This is a genomic window from Pseudoalteromonas sp. DSM 26666 (genome assembly GCF_900116475.1).
Classification (GTDB): domain Bacteria; phylum Pseudomonadota; class Gammaproteobacteria; order Enterobacterales; family Alteromonadaceae; genus Pseudoalteromonas; species Pseudoalteromonas tetraodonis.
In genome coordinates this window covers 370,480-386,443 of the sequence record NZ_FPAR01000002.1, presented here as the reverse complement: position 1 = coordinate 386,443, position 15,964 = coordinate 370,480, and the positions used below count along the sequence as shown (strand labels likewise).

Annotated in this window: 16 protein-coding genes; 7 read left to right on the top strand and 9 right to left on the bottom strand. The window is 39.2% G+C overall.

Annotation, left to right across the window (positions count from 1 at the left end):
* Positions 1-6 precede the first annotated feature (6 nt).
* The 6 genes from BM380_RS05660 to BM380_RS05635 all read right to left on the bottom strand — a co-directional run bounded on the left by BM380_RS05660 (position 7) and on the right by BM380_RS05635 (position 7,495).
* Entirely contained in the window at positions 7-2,094 is a 2,088-nt protein-coding gene (locus BM380_RS05660) for a bifunctional diguanylate cyclase/phosphodiesterase (protein ID WP_090493433.1), read from the bottom strand.
* A gap of 182 nt (positions 2,095-2,276) precedes the next feature.
* The gene (locus tag BM380_RS05655; protein WP_090493432.1) at positions 2,277-2,954 is read right to left on the bottom strand and encodes an SDR family oxidoreductase; all 678 of its coding nucleotides are present in this window, start codon (positions 2,952-2,954) and stop codon (positions 2,277-2,279) included.
* Positions 2,955-3,010: 56 nt separating this feature from the next.
* Positions 3,011-4,009 carry a DUF4382 domain-containing protein gene (locus BM380_RS05650; RefSeq protein ID WP_028834249.1) on the bottom strand — a complete coding sequence of 333 codons (999 nt, stop codon included), beginning with the start codon at positions 4,007-4,009 and terminating at the stop codon, positions 3,011-3,013.
* 133 nt (positions 4,010-4,142) lie between these two features.
* Positions 4,143-5,489 (bottom strand): N-succinylarginine dihydrolase, encoded by a 1,347-nt coding sequence (gene astB, locus BM380_RS05645; RefSeq protein ID WP_090493430.1) that lies wholly within the window; start codon positions 5,487-5,489, stop codon positions 4,143-4,145.
* Positions 5,490-5,918: 429 nt separating this feature from the next.
* Positions 5,919-7,013, bottom strand: a complete 1,095-nt coding sequence (locus BM380_RS05640; RefSeq protein WP_090493428.1) for an L-dopachrome tautomerase-related protein — start codon at positions 7,011-7,013, stop codon at positions 5,919-5,921.
* 47 nt (positions 7,014-7,060) lie between these two features.
* On the bottom strand, positions 7,061-7,495 hold the full coding sequence (locus tag BM380_RS05635) for a MarR family winged helix-turn-helix transcriptional regulator (protein WP_090493427.1): 435 nt from the start codon (positions 7,493-7,495) through the stop codon (positions 7,061-7,063).
* A 129-nt stretch (positions 7,496-7,624) separates the two neighbouring features.
* Between BM380_RS05635 and BM380_RS05630 the strand changes: the two genes are divergently transcribed.
* From BM380_RS05630 to BM380_RS05610, 5 genes are all read left to right on the top strand, one after another.
* Entirely contained in the window at positions 7,625-8,053 is a 429-nt protein-coding gene (locus tag BM380_RS05630; RefSeq protein WP_013462947.1) for an organic hydroperoxide resistance protein, read from the top strand.
* Between the two features lie 201 nt (positions 8,054-8,254).
* A complete protein-coding gene (locus tag BM380_RS05625; protein WP_013462948.1) occupies positions 8,255-8,611 on the top strand; it encodes a metalloregulator ArsR/SmtB family transcription factor in 357 nt (118 codons plus the stop codon).
* Positions 8,612-8,627: 16 nt separating this feature from the next.
* Positions 8,628-9,641 carry an ArsJ-associated glyceraldehyde-3-phosphate dehydrogenase gene (locus BM380_RS05620; RefSeq protein ID WP_013462949.1) on the top strand — a complete coding sequence of 338 codons (1,014 nt, stop codon included), beginning with the start codon at positions 8,628-8,630 and terminating at the stop codon, positions 9,639-9,641.
* A 15-nt stretch (positions 9,642-9,656) separates the two neighbouring features.
* Positions 9,657-10,877, top strand: a complete 1,221-nt coding sequence (gene arsJ / locus BM380_RS05615) for an organoarsenical effux MFS transporter ArsJ (protein WP_090493424.1) — start codon at positions 9,657-9,659, stop codon at positions 10,875-10,877.
* Positions 10,878-10,990: 113 nt separating this feature from the next.
* The gene (locus BM380_RS05610; RefSeq protein WP_090493422.1) at positions 10,991-13,108 is read left to right on the top strand and encodes a methyl-accepting chemotaxis protein; all 2,118 of its coding nucleotides are present in this window, start codon (positions 10,991-10,993) and stop codon (positions 13,106-13,108) included.
* A gap of 124 nt (positions 13,109-13,232) precedes the next feature.
* On the opposite strand, the gene BM380_RS05605 is transcribed toward BM380_RS05610, so the two are convergent.
* Positions 13,233-13,820: a TetR/AcrR family transcriptional regulator gene (locus BM380_RS05605; protein ID WP_090493420.1), complete on the bottom strand. Its 588-nt coding sequence runs from the start codon at positions 13,818-13,820 to the stop codon at positions 13,233-13,235.
* Positions 13,821-13,933: 113 nt separating this feature from the next.
* On the opposite strand from BM380_RS05605, the gene BM380_RS05600 reads away from it, so the two are divergent.
* Positions 13,934-14,476 carry a carboxymuconolactone decarboxylase family protein gene (locus BM380_RS05600; protein WP_033102987.1) on the top strand — a complete coding sequence of 181 codons (543 nt, stop codon included), beginning with the start codon at positions 13,934-13,936 and terminating at the stop codon, positions 14,474-14,476.
* A gap of 104 nt (positions 14,477-14,580) precedes the next feature.
* Here the strand turns inward: BM380_RS05600 and BM380_RS05595 are convergent, their stop codons facing one another.
* Positions 14,581-15,111 (bottom strand): hypothetical protein, encoded by a 531-nt coding sequence (locus tag BM380_RS05595; RefSeq protein ID WP_013462954.1) that lies wholly within the window; start codon positions 15,109-15,111, stop codon positions 14,581-14,583.
* A gap of 51 nt (positions 15,112-15,162) precedes the next feature.
* Between BM380_RS05595 and BM380_RS05590 the strand changes: the two genes are divergently transcribed.
* Positions 15,163-15,528 carry a DUF1294 domain-containing protein gene (locus tag BM380_RS05590; protein ID WP_028834243.1) on the top strand — a complete coding sequence of 122 codons (366 nt, stop codon included), beginning with the start codon at positions 15,163-15,165 and terminating at the stop codon, positions 15,526-15,528.
* Positions 15,529-15,575: 47 nt separating this feature from the next.
* Here the strand turns inward: BM380_RS05590 and BM380_RS05585 are convergent, their stop codons facing one another.
* Positions 15,576-15,920 carry a PEGA domain-containing protein gene (locus tag BM380_RS05585; protein ID WP_028834242.1) on the bottom strand — a complete coding sequence of 115 codons (345 nt, stop codon included), beginning with the start codon at positions 15,918-15,920 and terminating at the stop codon, positions 15,576-15,578.
* Between the last annotated feature and the right edge of the window lie 44 nt (positions 15,921-15,964).

The window sequence follows — 15,964 nt, the reverse complement described above, 5'->3', positions numbered from 1 at the left end:
TTTTAACTAAAGTGCTTTTAAGTAACGCAATGAAAAATTGAGCAGCTTGGCGGCCGGCAAGGGCTTACTTAAATAAAATCCTTGAGCAATATCGCAGTTTAGCTCGTTGAGTAAATCTAGCTGCTCTTTGGTTTCTACCCCCTCAGCCACTACTTTTATTTCTAGGCTGTGTGACATAGCTATGGCCGCTTTCACTAAATTACAGTCTGCCTTGTTATCTGTTATGCCAGTAATAAAGCTGCGGTCAATTTTTAGCACATCAAAAGGGTATTCTCGTAAGTAACTTAATGATGAATACCCTGTGCCAAAGTCGTCCATTGACAGTTTTATGCCCAGCTCATCAATTTGCAATAAGGCATCATGAATTGACGCTTGGCTATTCATCAGCACCCCTTCGGTAATTTCCAGCTCTAAACATTCATTATTAATACTATTTTTATGCAGAGTGTGTTTAATTATATTAACCAGTTCCGGATCTCTGAATTGGCGCGGTGATAAATTAATCGCCATGGTATAGTTTTGCTTGTTAATTGATTGCCATTCATTTAAAAAGCGTAAGGCTTGTTGAAGAACAAATACACCAATAGGCGTAATTAAGCCGGTTTGCTCTGCAATTGGGATAAACTCATCTGGTGTGATTTCCCCTAACACTATATTATGCCAACGAAGCAAGGCTTCAGCGCCAACGATGGTGTTTGTTTTTACATCTATTTGTGGTTGGTAATAAAGCTCAAATTCATTACGCTCCAGTGCACCATGCATTTGCTCTTCTATTTCAAAGCGTCGGCGCATGGCGACGTTCATTTGTGGGGTGAAAAAAGAGGATGTGTTTCGCCCCATGGTTTTTGCTTGGTACATAGCGGTGTCGGCATTTCGTAACAACACCGAGGCGCAGGTGCCATCCTTAGGGGAAATAGCAATCCCAATACTTAATGTCAGTATTAAGTCTCTACCTACAAGTTTAAAGGGTTTCCTAAATGCTTGAAGTAACCGCTCAGCAATCGCTAAAGCATCGTTTTCATCATTTAAATTGGATATTAAAACAATAAACTCATCGCCGCCCAATCGGCCTATTGTGTCACTTTTTTTAAGTGTTTGCTGTAATCTTGCTGCTGCCGCAATTAATAGTTCATCGCCCACTTCATGGCCTAAAGAGTCATTCACTTTTTTAAAGTCATCAAGATCTAAAAAGAACACCGCGGCTTTTTCGTGGCTCTTTTGTACTTCCAGTAATATTTGTGATAAGCGGTCTAGGGATAAAAAGCGATTAGGTAAATCGGTTAAACTATCAAAGTGGGCCTGATGGCGAATTAGTTCAGCGGAGCGGTGTGGTTCGCTAATATCACGAATAATCACCATAATTTGGTTTTTTTTGGGCAGTAAACGCAATCTCGCTTCGTAATAAATTACGCCTTCAGGCATGCTTAATTCGTATTCAAAACTGACCATACTGTCTTGTGTTATCGTTTTTTCTATATGAACCTGAAACTTTTGCGCTACTTTTTCAGGTAATACATCCACCATTTTTTTACCAATAAACTGGTTAGGTGAAATATATAAATCGTTTTCATTATTTGCATGGTAGTCAGTAATAGTGCCATTTTGCTCTAGTACAAAAAATAAATCAGGAATTGCCTCAAATAAAGTTTTGAGCATGGTGGCATTAAAGACGGCTTCTGCTTGTGCTTTGTGAACATCAGACAGATCAATATCAATACAGTACATTTGTTTGGTATTGTACTGATTGGTAAACATAACATGGCTTGAAAATACAGCTACATCACTGCCATTTTTATGGCTGAGTATGAGTTCTGATGCGGGAATTTCAATATCATACTTAATCCAATTACTATGCGCTTTAATAACGGGCTCTCGCATTGACGCGGGTATAATTAAATCTTCGAGTTTTTTGCCAATGGCTTCTTGGTGTGTATACCCATAAAGTAATTCGCTGCCTTTATTCCAATAAATAACACGTCGTTGCTCATCGTAACCTTGTACTGAAATAGAATCGACTGCATCAAAAAGTTGATGCAACGGGTCATTAGTAACATATTGATGAGCTGGCATATTATTAGTTTTATTGGGAGCCATTAAATGGGTTCCAGTTATTGAATTACTTTCTTTATATAATAGACATAAAGTTGTGATTTAGCATGGTAAGCGGCGTTTCAATAAGTGATTTTTTATTGATTGAGTAAATAGTGATTTGAACAAAGCCCAGTTAAGCACTTTTATAGTAAAGGCCAATAAACATTGGCCTTTATATTCTATTATTAGTTGGTGGGCATTAAATAGATTTCGCGTACGCTATTACGCTGATTAGCTTCAATGGCAAACAAAACTGCATCGGCCACGTCTTGAGGGTCGAGCTTATCTGGTTTTGCTTCATCAAAAAATGGTGTATTCACCATGCCTGGGGCTATGGTTGTACATCGGCCATGCCAAGGTTTCATTTCTTCTGCAAGGTTTTGACCAAAGCCATGAGCAAACCATTTAGTGGCACCATAAATAGAGCCATCAATGGGTCTTCGTCCTGCTGCAGAGCTGGTTAAAATGAAATGCCCTTGGTTTTCACGTAAATGAGGCAAAGTGAGTTTAGCGGTCCACAGCAATGCTTTAATATTAAGGTCAACCATAGCTGACCACTCTTCAGGATCGCCATTCTCTGTACCAGGTGATGACACACCCATGCCTGCGTTAGCAAATGCCGCGTCTAATTGACCAAATTTTTCAACGCCTTTACTCACTACATTCTCAAGTTCATTAAATTCAGTGGCATCGGCTGAAACGCTAAATGCATTTTCATGGCCTAACTCGTCAACTAGTTTATTGAGTTTATCTTTGCTGCGTGCGGTTAAGATCACTTTGTGGCCATTATTAACTAATGTTTTAGCGGTTGCCTCGCCAATGCCGCTCGATGCGCCGGTAATTAAAATTACTTTCTGTGTCATAGTTCCTCCAAAACAAAAAGCCCGCAGGTGCGGGCTAGAATTTATAAAGTTGATGCTTACTGAGCAATATCAAATGTCACTTCGGTATCTTCACCGGCTATAACCGCTACCGGCTTAACTTGATATAGGGTAAACGCTTCATCTTGTAGTTCGGCATCATCAATATGTGCGTTACAGGTATAACCTAGCTGATAATCGCCAGGTGTAATAAATGCCAGTTCAAATTCATATTGGCTAGTTTGTGCGTTTAGTTCTACGTTTGCAGTAGCCAATGGCGCGTCTACAGGGGTTTCATCTTCGTTTACTTCGTAATTATCACGGGGTACTTCTACATCACTGTTATACAAATAAACAGCATGACCAAATGAGCCATCTTCTGCGGCAACATCTATATTATCGGTTTCACAATTGGCGAACAGCGATTCGCTAGTTGTGCCTCTAATATCTTGTGATTCCGCGAGGTTTTCAAGACGTACTCCGCGCGGCTTTAATACTATTTCGTCCCCATTTTGTGGCGCAACTAGTGATTTCTTAAGATCAAACTCAAGTACAAAAGTATTGTCTGTTTGATTAAGGGTAAAACCATCAAGTTGAATTTCGCCTATTCCGTCATTGCCTTTTCTATTTACAATTAACGGTGCAGTGCTGTCATCTTCATAAACGACATGCGAAGTTTCAGTTAGGTTGTTTATATCACCATTTATCACGTCGGCACGTATCCATGAGTATTCACCTGCAGGTACGTCTTCGCCTTCTAGTAAGCCAAAAACATCATCGCCGGTGTACTCTAATAAGTTAACCATTTCAGCTTTGGTTGAATCGCTGGCTTCACGGGTTTCGAAGCTAAAATCTTCGCCACCTTGTGAACGAAGGGTGATAGAGTCAAAAACTACATTAACCGCTTTTAAGCCGGTTACTGGCGCATCTGAAATTCCTAAACTGAACGTTGATTTTTGCGGATCGGTAGGCGTAATAGGGGAGTCATCATTTGATGAACCACAAGCCGTTAATGCTAATAAGACAGCGCTACTGAGTAATGTTGATTTTAAGTTCATGTTAGGTTTCCAAATACTTTAAAGTATCACCAAGTATAGATACAAAAACTTAACCTACATTGAATCAATTTTATTAGGACATTAAGGATGTAGGGTTTGCAGTAAGCTTGCAAACCCTAGTAGCCGAAAGCAATTAAGCTTCTAGTTGAAATGGGTATACCGATCCTAGGCTAAGTAACTGGGTTAACTCATCAAGCGCTTGATAACTTTCGGTTAATAACGCTGGATCGGCAAAATCGTTCGCACCGAGTTTATCGCGGTAATGGCGCGTAGCCCAATCACATAATTGGGCGTACTTTTGCTCATTTAAAATAACCTCTGGATTTACCGCTGCTAGTTCTTGGCTATTAAGCGCCACACGTAAACGCAAACAAGCAGGTCCGCCGCCATTTTGCATGCTTTGGCGTAAATCAAAAAACTGCACTTGATTTATGGGGTTATCGGCAATAATCATTTCTTCAATATACGCTTTTACAGCAGGATTACGCTGGCATTCTTGTGGGGCAACGAGCAACATTTTATCGTCACTAAGGCTAACCAGTTGGCTATTAAATAAATAGCTACTAACGGCATCTTGAATACTCACTTTGCTGGTTGGCACTTCAATAATATAAAGCTGTTTGTTACCTACATAGGCTTCGCGGATATCGTCTAATGCTTGCGTTTGATTTAAAAACGCCTGCTGATGGCATAATAAAACATTAGCGTTACCCACCGCGATTACATCATTATGGAACACCCCTTGGTCAATCACATCAGGGTTTTGTTGTAATAGTATTTGGCTGGTATCTTTTATATTGTGCAATCGACAAATGGCTTCAGACGCTTCCAAAGTTTGCCTTGCAGGGAACTTAACGGGTTTAACAAGCTGACTGTTGAAGGCACTTGCACCAAATACAAATAATTCTAGCCCGGTTTCACCATGGCTGTCGCACAGGCGAGTATGGTTTGCTGCGCCTTCATCACCAAAAAAACCTTGCTCAGGCAAATGTGAATGGTGTGCAAAGTATTGTTCGTTATTAAACATTGCTTTGAGCAAACGTGTAGTGGTGTTTGGCTCTAAAGAGCGATGAAATTTATTATTTAGATTAGCCGCAGTGAAGTGTACTTTGCCGTCGTTAGTATCAGGTGAAGGCGATACGGTGGCTGCATTAGCGGTCCACATGGCTGAGGCAGAGTAACAAGCGCGCAATAAAATAGGATCGGCTTTAAAGGCTTTGTTAATGACTTGTGCATCGTTGCCAGTAAACCCTAAACGCCGCAATACATTTAAATCTGGGCGAGCATGAGGCGCAAATACCCCTTGGGTTAAGCCTTTATCGTGCATGGCTTTCATTTTAGCCAAGCCCTGCAATACTGCTTCTTGCGGATTTGAAAAGCTCGCCGCGTTATTTAACGAGGCAACATTTCCATACGACAAACCTGCGTAGTTGTGAGTAGGGCCGACTAAGCCGTCAAAATTAACTTCTAAAGCATGCATACACGTTCCACTAACCAATTAAATAGTCTTTTACAATACAACGCTATGACTTAGCTTGCAAAGTCTGTTCAAAAATAGTTTTTAACGCGAGTAGATACGCTCTTTCTCACTGGTGGTATGCGTATTTGTTGGCTCATTAACTTGCCATACTGTGATATCTAAGCGCCATAAAAAATAAAGAGTGTTGTATAAATTAGACATAATTTTTTTCCTTGGTGTAACTAATGACAATTAAATATAAGGAAGAAGTATGCCAATTGTTTATTGAATATTTTATGAATATAAATCAGATATTTACTATTATTTCTTTAATACCTAGTTTGGTTGAGGCACCAAATTGGGGGAGTAATTATAAAATATGCACTTTTTTGGTGTGATGTTATAAAGCCCTGCATTACATGACAGGGCTAGGGTAATTGCGTTAGGTTATTAACGACCTACTTTACCTTTTACAAGGGGCGTAAACGACATCACTTTAAACTTATTAGGGTTTTGAGTTTTATCATTGCTTAACACCGGCGAGTTGTGCAAATCGTTTACTGTAAAATATATTTTATGATCTGCACCATAACTAAAGCCATCTGGCCAGCTTAGGCGATCATCTTTAAATAACACTTCATAGTCGCCACTTGGTTTTACGACGCCAATTGCACCATTGGTTATATCGGTCACATAGACGTTACCGCCCCCATCCACCGTAATGCCGTCGGAAATGGGTTTAGTGCCGTAGCGCATTACTTTAGCTTCTAGCGCTTTTGCTGAAAGCTGCTCGTTGTTAATTGCGCTGGTGGCAATACGATAAACCGAAGTCCCCGACATTGACCCAAAGTAAAGCCAGTCTTCGCTAGGATCAAGCGTAATTGGGTTAACACCTAAACGCGCAGGTTGTCCGCCCAGGCGCATTGTTCGGCCATTAATAACCATATCAATATTTTCGGCGGTGGTGTATTGGCTATCTTGTAATACTCTTCGCGCTTCACCGGTTTTTAGGTTTACTATAATAATCGCAGCCTGACTGCCTTGTGCTGTGTCGGCAATGTAAATAACGCCGTGTTTATTATCGATAACTAAATCGTTTAAAAACGAGGTATCGGTAATTGTTGGCTTGGCTAGGTAAATAATTTTATGCAGTTGCTCTTGGTTGGTATCCCAACCAACTAATCGCCCCGCATGATCGGGCCCTGAGGTATCAAGCATCCATAGTATGCCGTCACTTGATACATTAACACCGAGTACCCCGTAAAAGCCCTTACCTTTGTTATATGCGTAAGCCCATTGCTCATTAGGGTAGGGTTTAGTGGTGCCATCACTTAATAGCTCCATGATTTTTTGATTTTGCCCATAAAAACCATGTATAGATAAGAATTTACGGCCAGATGGCGTAATGGCTATGTTGCCAGGCGGGTGTTGTGCATCAAATGTCGCAACAGTGGTTAATTCACTATTATTGGCAAGTGCTCCATTACTTACCAGTAATGTAATGCTGTAAGTAATAGCAATAAGTCGTTTTTTTAAATGAGTCATTAATTAACGCCTTGTTAGTTAAGTTGTAGCTGGGTAAAGCTGGGTTTTTAGTCGGTCAGATCATTGACCACTAAGTCGAGTAACTGCATTAATTGTTGTGCTTGGGTTGTGTCGATACTGTCAAATTTGCAAAAAATCCTTTTTGGGATGTCGGCAGCTTTAATTTTTAAAGACTGACCCGTGTGAGTCAGTTGCACCAAACGCCTACGCTTATCGTGTTCGTCTTTTATAACGTTAAGTAGTGACTTGTCGGTCATTTTTTTTAATATTTGAGTAAGCGCGCCACCATCGATTGCGGTTTTATCTATTAACTCAGCGATGGTTACTTCATCTTGTTCCCACAGCGCCATCATAACAACATACTGAGGATAGGTAAGGTTAAGCTCACCTAGAGGTTCTCGATAGGCACGGGCTATGCTGTTGGACGCCATATATAAACGATGGCATAACTGATTTTTTAATTTTAACTGTTCAAACGACATCGCTTTATCCTTCATTTCAATACAGAGTATTTTAGTTTGCATGCAAAGTATTTGCAATCGGAATTTAGTTGATCTATTATTTTGCATGCAAAGTAATTAACTTAGAAATTTTAATCTTAGGAGTTCACTATGAATGTATTACAAAATGTAGCTTATACAGCAAAAGCAACGGCAACAGGCGGACGTGAAGGCGTTGCTAAATCGGATGATGGTCGTTTAAATGTTAACTTATCAACACCTAAAGGGTTAGGTGGTGACGATGGACAAGGCACTAATCCAGAGCAATTATTTGCAGCAGGTTATGCTGCCTGTTTTATTGGTGCACTTAAGTTTGTAGCGGGTAGCGAAAAAATTGCGTTACCAAGTGATACTTACATTAACTCTGAAGTGTCTATTGGTGCGATTGATGCCGGTTTTGGTATTGCTGTAAAATTGGCTGTATCACTAGGTGATATGGACAAAGCAGCGGCACAAGCCTTGGTAGAGAAAGCACATCAAGTATGTCCATATTCAAATGCAACTCGCGGCAATATTGAAGTAGAGCTGTCGGTTATTTAATTAACCCCTTTATATTGTTTATAAAAACACGCCATGAGTGATCATTGCGTGTTTTTTATTGGACGCACCTCTAAAAGCCAAACTTGAGTTGACGCGGAAAATAGATAACTTTACCTGAATATATGAAATTTCATATATTCACTATTCCATATGTCTTTCTTTTCATATATTGTTGTTGTATGCAAAACAAGACTACACTGTATGAATCAACTAAATCCTCTGCATTTTTTTAAATGTATCGCTGACGACACCCGCTTAAAGACAATACTGCTTATTGCGCATGAAGATGAGTTATGTGTATGTGAATTAGTGGCGGCACTTGATGTAAGCCAGCCTAAAATTTCACGGCATTTAGCTGTATTACGTCAATGCGGTTTGCTTGCTGATCGTAAGCAAAATCAATGGGTGTTCTATAGCTTAAATAAATCACTACCTGATTGGGCGAAAGATGTAATTACAAAAACATTACATGCCACCCCTACATTTTATGAGCATCAATTACAGCGTTTAAATGTGATGGGCAAGCGTCCTGAGCGAATTTTAAAATGCTGTGACTAACTAAAGGAATTTTATAATGACGATTAAAGTAGGCATAAATGGTTTTGGACGAATCGGACGTTTAACCTTACGAGCGGCAATTGATTGGCCTGAGGTTGAATTTGTACATGTTAATGATGTGGCTGCTGATGCGAAAACACATGCCCATTTATTAGAATTTGACTCGGTTCACGGGCGCCTAAAATATGAGGTGCAAGCCGATGATAATAGTTTTTCTGTAGCAAAGCATACGGTTAAAGTAACGAATAATAAATCGATTGCAGAGACTGACTGGTCACAATGTGATGTGGTGATTGAAGCCAGCGGTAAAATGAAAACAACAGAATTACTTAACGCTTATTTAGCGCAAGGTGTAAAGCGTGTGGTTGTTACTGCCCCAGTTAAAGAAGAGAGTGTTTTGAATGTGGTAATAGGGGTGAACGATCATCTTTATAATCCGCAGTTACATAAAATTGTTACCGCGGCTTCATGCACAACAAATTGTTTAGCGCCTGTGGTAAAAGTATTGCAAGAAAAAGTAGGGATTAAGCATGGATCCATAACAACGATTCATGACATTACCAACACCCAAACCATTATAGATGCACCTCATAAAGATTTACGTCGCGCGCGCTCATGCGGAACAAGTTTAATTCCTACCACTACCGGCAGTGCAACGGCTATTACGCAGATATTCCCTGAGCTCAAAGGAAAATTAAACGGCCATGCAGTTCGAGTCCCCCTAACCAATGCATCAATTACTGATTGCGTGTTTGAACTAGAGCGTGGTGTAACCGAACAAGAAGTGAATGGATGGTTTAAACAAGCTGCTAACAACGAGCTAAAAGGCATTTTAGGCTATGAAGAAAAGCCATTGGTATCTATTGATTACAAAACAGACCCTCGTAGCACAATTATAGATGCGCTTTCGACAATGGTTATAAACCATACTCAACTTAAACTCTATGCTTGGTATGACAATGAATGGGGTTATGCCAACCGGACTGCTGAGCTGATGCTCAAAGTAGGACAAAGTGATTTAGTAAACTAGTTCAGGGTATTGAAGATGTTTTCGCAAATCGCCAATTTACCATCGGCTTTAAAACAGTATGGTATTATTACGGGTAATTACTGGGCTTTTACACTAACAGATGGCGCACTTCGCATGCTGGTGGTGCTGTATTTTCATCAGTTAGGGTATGGCGCGCTCGCGATTGCCATGCTGTTTGTGTTTTATGAGTTATTTGGGGTTATTACTAACTTAATTGGCGGTTGGTTAGGTGCGCATTTAGGTTTAAATAAAACCATGAACATAGGATTAGGGTTGCAAGTTGTGGCTTTAGCTATGTTGTGTGCACCAAGCGATTGGTTATCGGTAAGTTATGTAATGTTAGCGCAAGCCTTAAGTGGGGTTGCCAAAGATCTCAATAAAATGAGCGCTAAAAGTGCGATTAAATATTTAGTTCCCGAAGGTGACAATCAGCAAAGCCAATTATACAAATGGATTGCTATATTAACGGGCTCTAAAAATGCATTAAAAGGAGTTGGCTTCTTTTTAGGGGGGCTATTACTTACTTTACTAGGATTTGTTGGAGCGTTAGTTGCTTTAATTATGCTTTTAACTATCGCTTGGATCATTAGCTTAGTGTATTTAGAGGGTGATATAGGCAAAGCTAAAAATAAACCAAAATTTAAAGCGTTATTTTCTAAGTCTAGGGCAATTAATTTACTTAGTGCCGCTCGGTTTTGTTTATTTGCTGCTCGTGATGTATGGTTTGTTGTTGCACTGCCTGTTTATTTAGCCTCGCAATTTAATTGGCCACACTGGTGGGTTAGTGGTTTTATGGCACTATGGGTGATTGCTTATGGGGTAGTGCAATCTCAAGCACCAAAAATTACGGGTAAGTCACTTGTCAGTAATGATGCGATAAAGAAAGCGTTTTACTGGGGGGGAGTATTGGCGTGTGTCACCTTGTTATTAGCTTGTTTGATGCAGTTTAATATAGCTGTAAACACTACGCTAATTGTTGGGTTATTTATTTTTGGTGCTGCATTTGCTATTAACTCATCATTACACAGTTATTTGATTGTCAGCCTTGCTAAAAGTGATGGTGTTTCTTTGGATGTAGGTTTTTATTACATGGCTAACGCTGCAGGAAGACTGGTCGGGACAGTACTTTCTGGTTTTATGTATAAAGTATATGGGCTGCAGGCCTGTTTGTGGGTAAGCGCTAGCTTACTTTTGCTCGTTTGTTTAATCACTCAACGGTTAACTAAACAAAGTTAGCCGAACACTAAATACTAAAATAAGTCACTAAACGGTATTTCTGAAATATTTTATAGTATGTTCTTTTAATTGGTCTAAACTAAAAAATACATATGTAAGGTAAGGTAATTTTAATGCGGGAAATAGCGTTAGCAAAAAAGTTATTGTGGATAAGTGTTGGAAGTATACTTTTAACGGTTGTACTATTTTCAGGAATATTGTGGTCTAAATTATCATCAAGTAATGCACAAACCTCTTCAGAGGCAGAAACATTAATTGTCAGTGAAGTAGATGGTCGCTTAACCGCAAATGCAGCAGCATACGGTGAGAAAATTGCGGCATTTATCAATGAAGCTTATCGGATCCCATACTCTCTTGGCAGTATTTTAGAAGACGCCGATAAAACATCCATAAACAGAGAATCTGTCGCTCTACTAAATCGCTCAATACTAGAAAGCAATGATGTTATTTCTAGTATTTACTCACAGTTTGAAAAAAATGGCTTTGATGGCAAAGATAGTGATTTTACCCAAGGGTACGATCATTCAGTTGCTGGAGCTGGCACACTAGAGGTTTATCTAACGAGAAATTCGAACGGCGTTGTTGAACAACAAGTAGTAGAAGATGCCTCAGAAAAATATGTTGATAAAATTAATGAATTCGGTTTACGTGAAGCCGAATGGTACTTGTGTGCAAAAGACAAATTAAAACCCTGCATTATGGAACCCTACCTCTATGAAATAACACCGGGTTATTCTGAAATGATGACCTCTTTAGTGGTGCCTATTATTAAATCAGGCCAGTTTGTAGGGGTAACAGGCGCAGATATTACACTACCTGTATTTCAAAAATTGACAGAAGAGCTTTCAAAAGCGCTTTATGATGGTAAAGCAAAAGTAACCTTACTGAGTCATTTGGGTTTAATTGTCGGTACGAGCCACTACAAAGAAAAACTAGGTCGCCCTTTAAAAGAAGCGGTTAGCGCTAAAAGTTATGAGAGTTATAAAGCTCTAAAAGGCACCAAAGGAACAAACAAACAAGGCGCTGAAATAATGGTGTCTTACCCGATTGAAATTAAGCTTGCTGATGTGAAATGGATGCTGCTAATTGAAGTACCCGCTGAACTTGCCTTTGAAGGACCTATTCAATTAACTGCTGGGATGTCTGAGGCTGCAAAAGAGCTGGGTGTGATTATTTTGATCACGGGGACTGTGATTGCGGTATTGGCATTTATAGTAATGAAGCTTGTAGTAGGCAGTGTTGTAGCGCCACTTAAACAAATACAAGAACGTGTAGATAACCTAGCCAGCTCTGAAGGTGATTTAACACAAACACTACATGTTGATACGCATGCTGAGCTTATAGCTTTGGCCGGAGGATTTAATAAGTTTTTATCAAAACTGCGTGAACTTATTAGTGAGCTAAAAGCGGTCTCGGATCAAACCAAGCATCAAGGCGAAGTTACCTCAAATATTGCCGTAGAAACTAAGCATAATGTTCAGGCACAGTTTAAAGAAATTGAAAGTGTGGTTACTGCAATGAATGAGATGAGCGCGACAGCACTTGAAGTGGCTAAAGCTTCTGAGCAATCTGCGCAACAAGCTGATGAAATCAATACCTTAGTGGTTAGCAGCGAGTCGAGTTTATCTTCTGCGATGACCCAAGTTAAAACAATGTCTGAGGAAATCAAAGAAGCCAACCAAGCAGTCGAAAAAGTGGCCTCACGTAGTAATGATATTACGCAAATTTTGGATGTAATCCGAACTATTTCTGAGCAAACAAATTTACTGGCATTGAATGCCGCCATTGAAGCTGCACGTGCCGGTGAACATGGCCGAGGTTTTGCAGTTGTTGCGGATGAAGTTAGGGCTTTAGCGTCTAAAACTCGCTCATCCACCGATGATATTAGCAGCCTAATTGATAGCTTGTTATCAGAAGTAGGAAATGCCTCAACTGTCATCGAAAAAGGCGTTGTACGTGCTGAAAATGCAGTTGATGAAACTTCTACTGCCTTTGATGCACTGCACAGTGTTGTTGTAAAAGTGGATGAAATAACTAACCAAATCACCCATATTGCAACCGCAGCTGAAGAGCAAAGTTTGGTCACTGAAGAAATAAATCGTAATTTAACTATTATTTCTGATGCGGCATCTCAGCTCTCTGATTTATCTGCTCAGGCAGGCGATAGCAGCCAAGAACTCAATAAGTTGGTTGCACAGCAAGACGCTGAGCTGAATAAGTTGAAAACGTAAATTTTTTATTTAGAGTTAAACAAGCGGCTAATTTAATACAGATTAGCCGCTTTTTTATACGCTGAATAATCAAACTGAATATAAAAAGAGTTTATTTAAGCGCAAAGGTAAGCACCCAATAGGATTACAGTTTTTTGATTAGTACAAACATTTGGTTGATCATCGGCATCGCCAAATGCTCGACTGCAGGGCGATTAAAGTAACCTCGTAATCCTGTAAATTGCACTTGGAAAAATTGTGCGTATGCAGTTGCAGTTAAATCACCGCTTAGCTCACCATTTTCAATAGCGCGGGTAAACAATGTGGTTAAATAAGATTCAAATTTAGTCAGTAATCCTGCGCTTAACTCACTTAAAGCCGTGTCTTTTTCAGCAAATTCGGTATTTGCTTTTACTAACATACAAATAGCACTTGGACTGCAGTCCTTGGTTTTAATAATTACATTTTCAACAAATCCCCGCAAACCACCTAAAATCGAATCAGAGTTTGCTATAAAGCCCTCAATTTGGCTTTTCATCTGTACGGTGTAGTCTTTTAAAGATTCGCTGTATAACCCCTCTTTAGAGCCAAATGCAGAGTAAATACTTCCTGGTCGCATATTTATAGCTTCCTGTAAATCGCGGGTAGAAGTAGCGTGAAAGCCTTTCTCCCAGAACAGCTGACTTGCCACGCGAACAACATGTTCACGTTCAAATTTAATTTTATTGGCCATAATAGTTTCTATTAATTTGAGCGACTGTTCAATTTTAACTTGAGCGACCGCTCAAAATCAAATAATATGTTTCTCAACACGACTTAATACTATTTATTATATAGGAGCAAACTATGGCTGAATTTACCTTATACACGCAAGAAAATGCATCAGCAGAGGCAAAACCTTTATTAACAGACTCTGTCGCCGCTTTTGGAATGTTGCCTAATCTTCATGCTGTGATGGCTGAGGCACCAACATTGCTAAAGGGTTATCAAGTACTGCATGAGTTATTTCAAAAAACATCGTTTAATGCACAAGAGTTAACGGTTGTTTGGCAATCAATTAATGTTGAGCACGAGTGCCATTATTGTGTGCCAGCACACAGTGGTATAGCGGCTGCCATGAAAGTTGATGAGAATATTGTGGATGCATTAGTCAATAAAACCCCGCTTGCTGATCCTAAACTTGAGACACTTCGTGAGACAACGCTTGAAATGACACGAGAACGTGGTGTGTTAAGTCAGTCACAGCAGGAAAAGTTTTTTGCAGCAGGGTATACAAAACAACAGCTTCTTGAAATTGTGTTGGGTCTTGCGCAAAAGGTGATGAGTAATTACACCAACCATCTTGCAGATACGCCTGTTGATAATGCGTTTAAAAAATTTATAAAGTAATTTAAGATCAGTGTTCTAGTTCAAAATCGTAATTATTAATGGCTAGAACACTGTTTTTTAAAGAACTAATACGTTTTTAGGTATTACAAGGCAATAAGTAAAACTTATTTAAACTTTACTTCTTTATTGCTGCGATGGTAGGTGCGAATTTGCGGCTTAGTCCATTCACCTTTTTTTAAATAACTGGTGGAAACAACAAATTGCTCATCTTTGAATTCACTAGTTGATTTAACTTTAGTGATGCCCTCTTGGCTGCCAGTGACGTCTTCATAAGCAACAAATTGTGTTGGGCTCAACACTTTCATAACTCCTTTGGTATAAAAGCCAGCCGTAGTAAAATAATAAAATACTAATGACTGTTTTTTGCGATCATAGAAAATCATTGATTCGCCCCCATACTCACCTTCATTTATAGAATGCGTAGTGCGAATGGCTTTACCATTTAAGGTGCGCTCCCATTTGGTCACATCTTGGGTTGGAAGCGGGTTTTTATCTATATGAAAATCAGCTTGCCAAGTACCTAAGTAAGGAGTGAATACCGCAAGCTCAGGCTCTAGTAAATCCGTTTTATTATTTGCTTGAATACTGAATATACATAGTGAAAACAGCAGCATCGAAGCCTTTAAATATGTCATAATTTAACCTTGGTGTTTCTTTTAATTATCTTCATTATAGGCGATTATTTTTTGATAAAAAGTAGCTTAATTATATTTTCCAGCTTGTTTATAGCCTTATTTTGGTTAGCTTACTTAAATAATGAAGTTGAAATGTACTTACCCATATATGTTTCATCGATCAGCTGTATTACATTTGTATATTACGCATGGGATAAGCGAAAAGCGGTACAATCAAACCATAAAAAGGTGAGTCGTATACCTGAACGACACTTACATCTATTGGCTTTATTTGGAGGATGGCCCGGTGCACTTATTGCGCAGCAAAGTTTACGACATAAGTCACAAAAGCGAGTTTTTATTGCAGTGCTATGGGTATGTATTGTGGTTAATATTAGTATAATTAGTTACGCGTGGTTTGCCTATTACCGTATTTAAAATGCCTTTATTGAGCGTAATAAAGGCATTTTAAATTGATCATTCGCTTATTGCGCAGACTGGCTTAGCTGTTTTTCATCTAGCTCAATAGTTAAGATGGTTTTTTTGTCAACCGTTACCCATTTCCTATAAGTCACATAACCTGCTTTACTTACTTCGATATCATATTTACCTGCATCTAGTTCAATAGCGTCTTGATATACAGGCACTATATTCATAATACGTACTCTAGAGTCAGCAGGGTTAGTAATAACAGTCAGTGATATTGGCGCATTCTCTTCGCTAACTTGAGGCGTTGGCTCAATAACTACTTCCTCTGTTTTGTTTACACTAGAAGTTGTCGAACAACCCGTAAGTATAACGGCTGCAGCTAATAAGCTTAAATTTTTCATAGGTACTCCATTAATTATAAAAAGTCTATATATTTTAAAATCTT

Coding starts and splice junctions, on each gene's coding strand:
- BM380_RS05595 (WP_013462954.1), bottom strand. CDS start 15,111: ATGACATATTTAAAGGCTTCGATGCTGCTGTTTTCACTATGTATATTC.
- BM380_RS05635 (WP_090493427.1), bottom strand. CDS start 7,495: ATGTCGTTTGAACAGTTAAAATTAAAAAATCAGTTATGCCATCGTTTA.
- BM380_RS05640 (WP_090493428.1), bottom strand. CDS start 7,013: ATGACTCATTTAAAAAAACGACTTATTGCTATTACTTACAGCATTACA.
- arsJ (WP_090493424.1), top strand. CDS start 9,657: ATGTTTTCGCAAATCGCCAATTTACCATCGGCTTTAAAACAGTATGGT.
- BM380_RS05585 (WP_028834242.1), bottom strand. CDS start 15,920: ATGAAAAATTTAAGCTTATTAGCTGCAGCCGTTATACTTACGGGTTGT.
- BM380_RS05605 (WP_090493420.1), bottom strand. CDS start 13,820: ATGGCCAATAAAATTAAATTTGAACGTGAACATGTTGTTCGCGTGGCA.
- BM380_RS05610 (WP_090493422.1), top strand. CDS start 10,991: ATGCGGGAAATAGCGTTAGCAAAAAAGTTATTGTGGATAAGTGTTGGA.
- BM380_RS05650 (WP_028834249.1), bottom strand. CDS start 4,009: ATGAACTTAAAATCAACATTACTCAGTAGCGCTGTCTTATTAGCATTA.
- BM380_RS05620 (WP_013462949.1), top strand. CDS start 8,628: ATGACGATTAAAGTAGGCATAAATGGTTTTGGACGAATCGGACGTTTA.
- BM380_RS05600 (WP_033102987.1), top strand. CDS start 13,934: ATGGCTGAATTTACCTTATACACGCAAGAAAATGCATCAGCAGAGGCA.
- BM380_RS05655 (WP_090493432.1), bottom strand. CDS start 2,954: ATGACACAGAAAGTAATTTTAATTACCGGCGCATCGAGCGGCATTGGC.
- BM380_RS05660 (WP_090493433.1), bottom strand. CDS start 2,094: ATGGCTCCCAATAAAACTAATAATATGCCAGCTCATCAATATGTTACT.
- BM380_RS05630 (WP_013462947.1), top strand. CDS start 7,625: ATGAATGTATTACAAAATGTAGCTTATACAGCAAAAGCAACGGCAACA.
- astB (WP_090493430.1), bottom strand. CDS start 5,489: ATGCATGCTTTAGAAGTTAATTTTGACGGCTTAGTCGGCCCTACTCAC.
- BM380_RS05625 (WP_013462948.1), top strand. CDS start 8,255: ATGAATCAACTAAATCCTCTGCATTTTTTTAAATGTATCGCTGACGAC.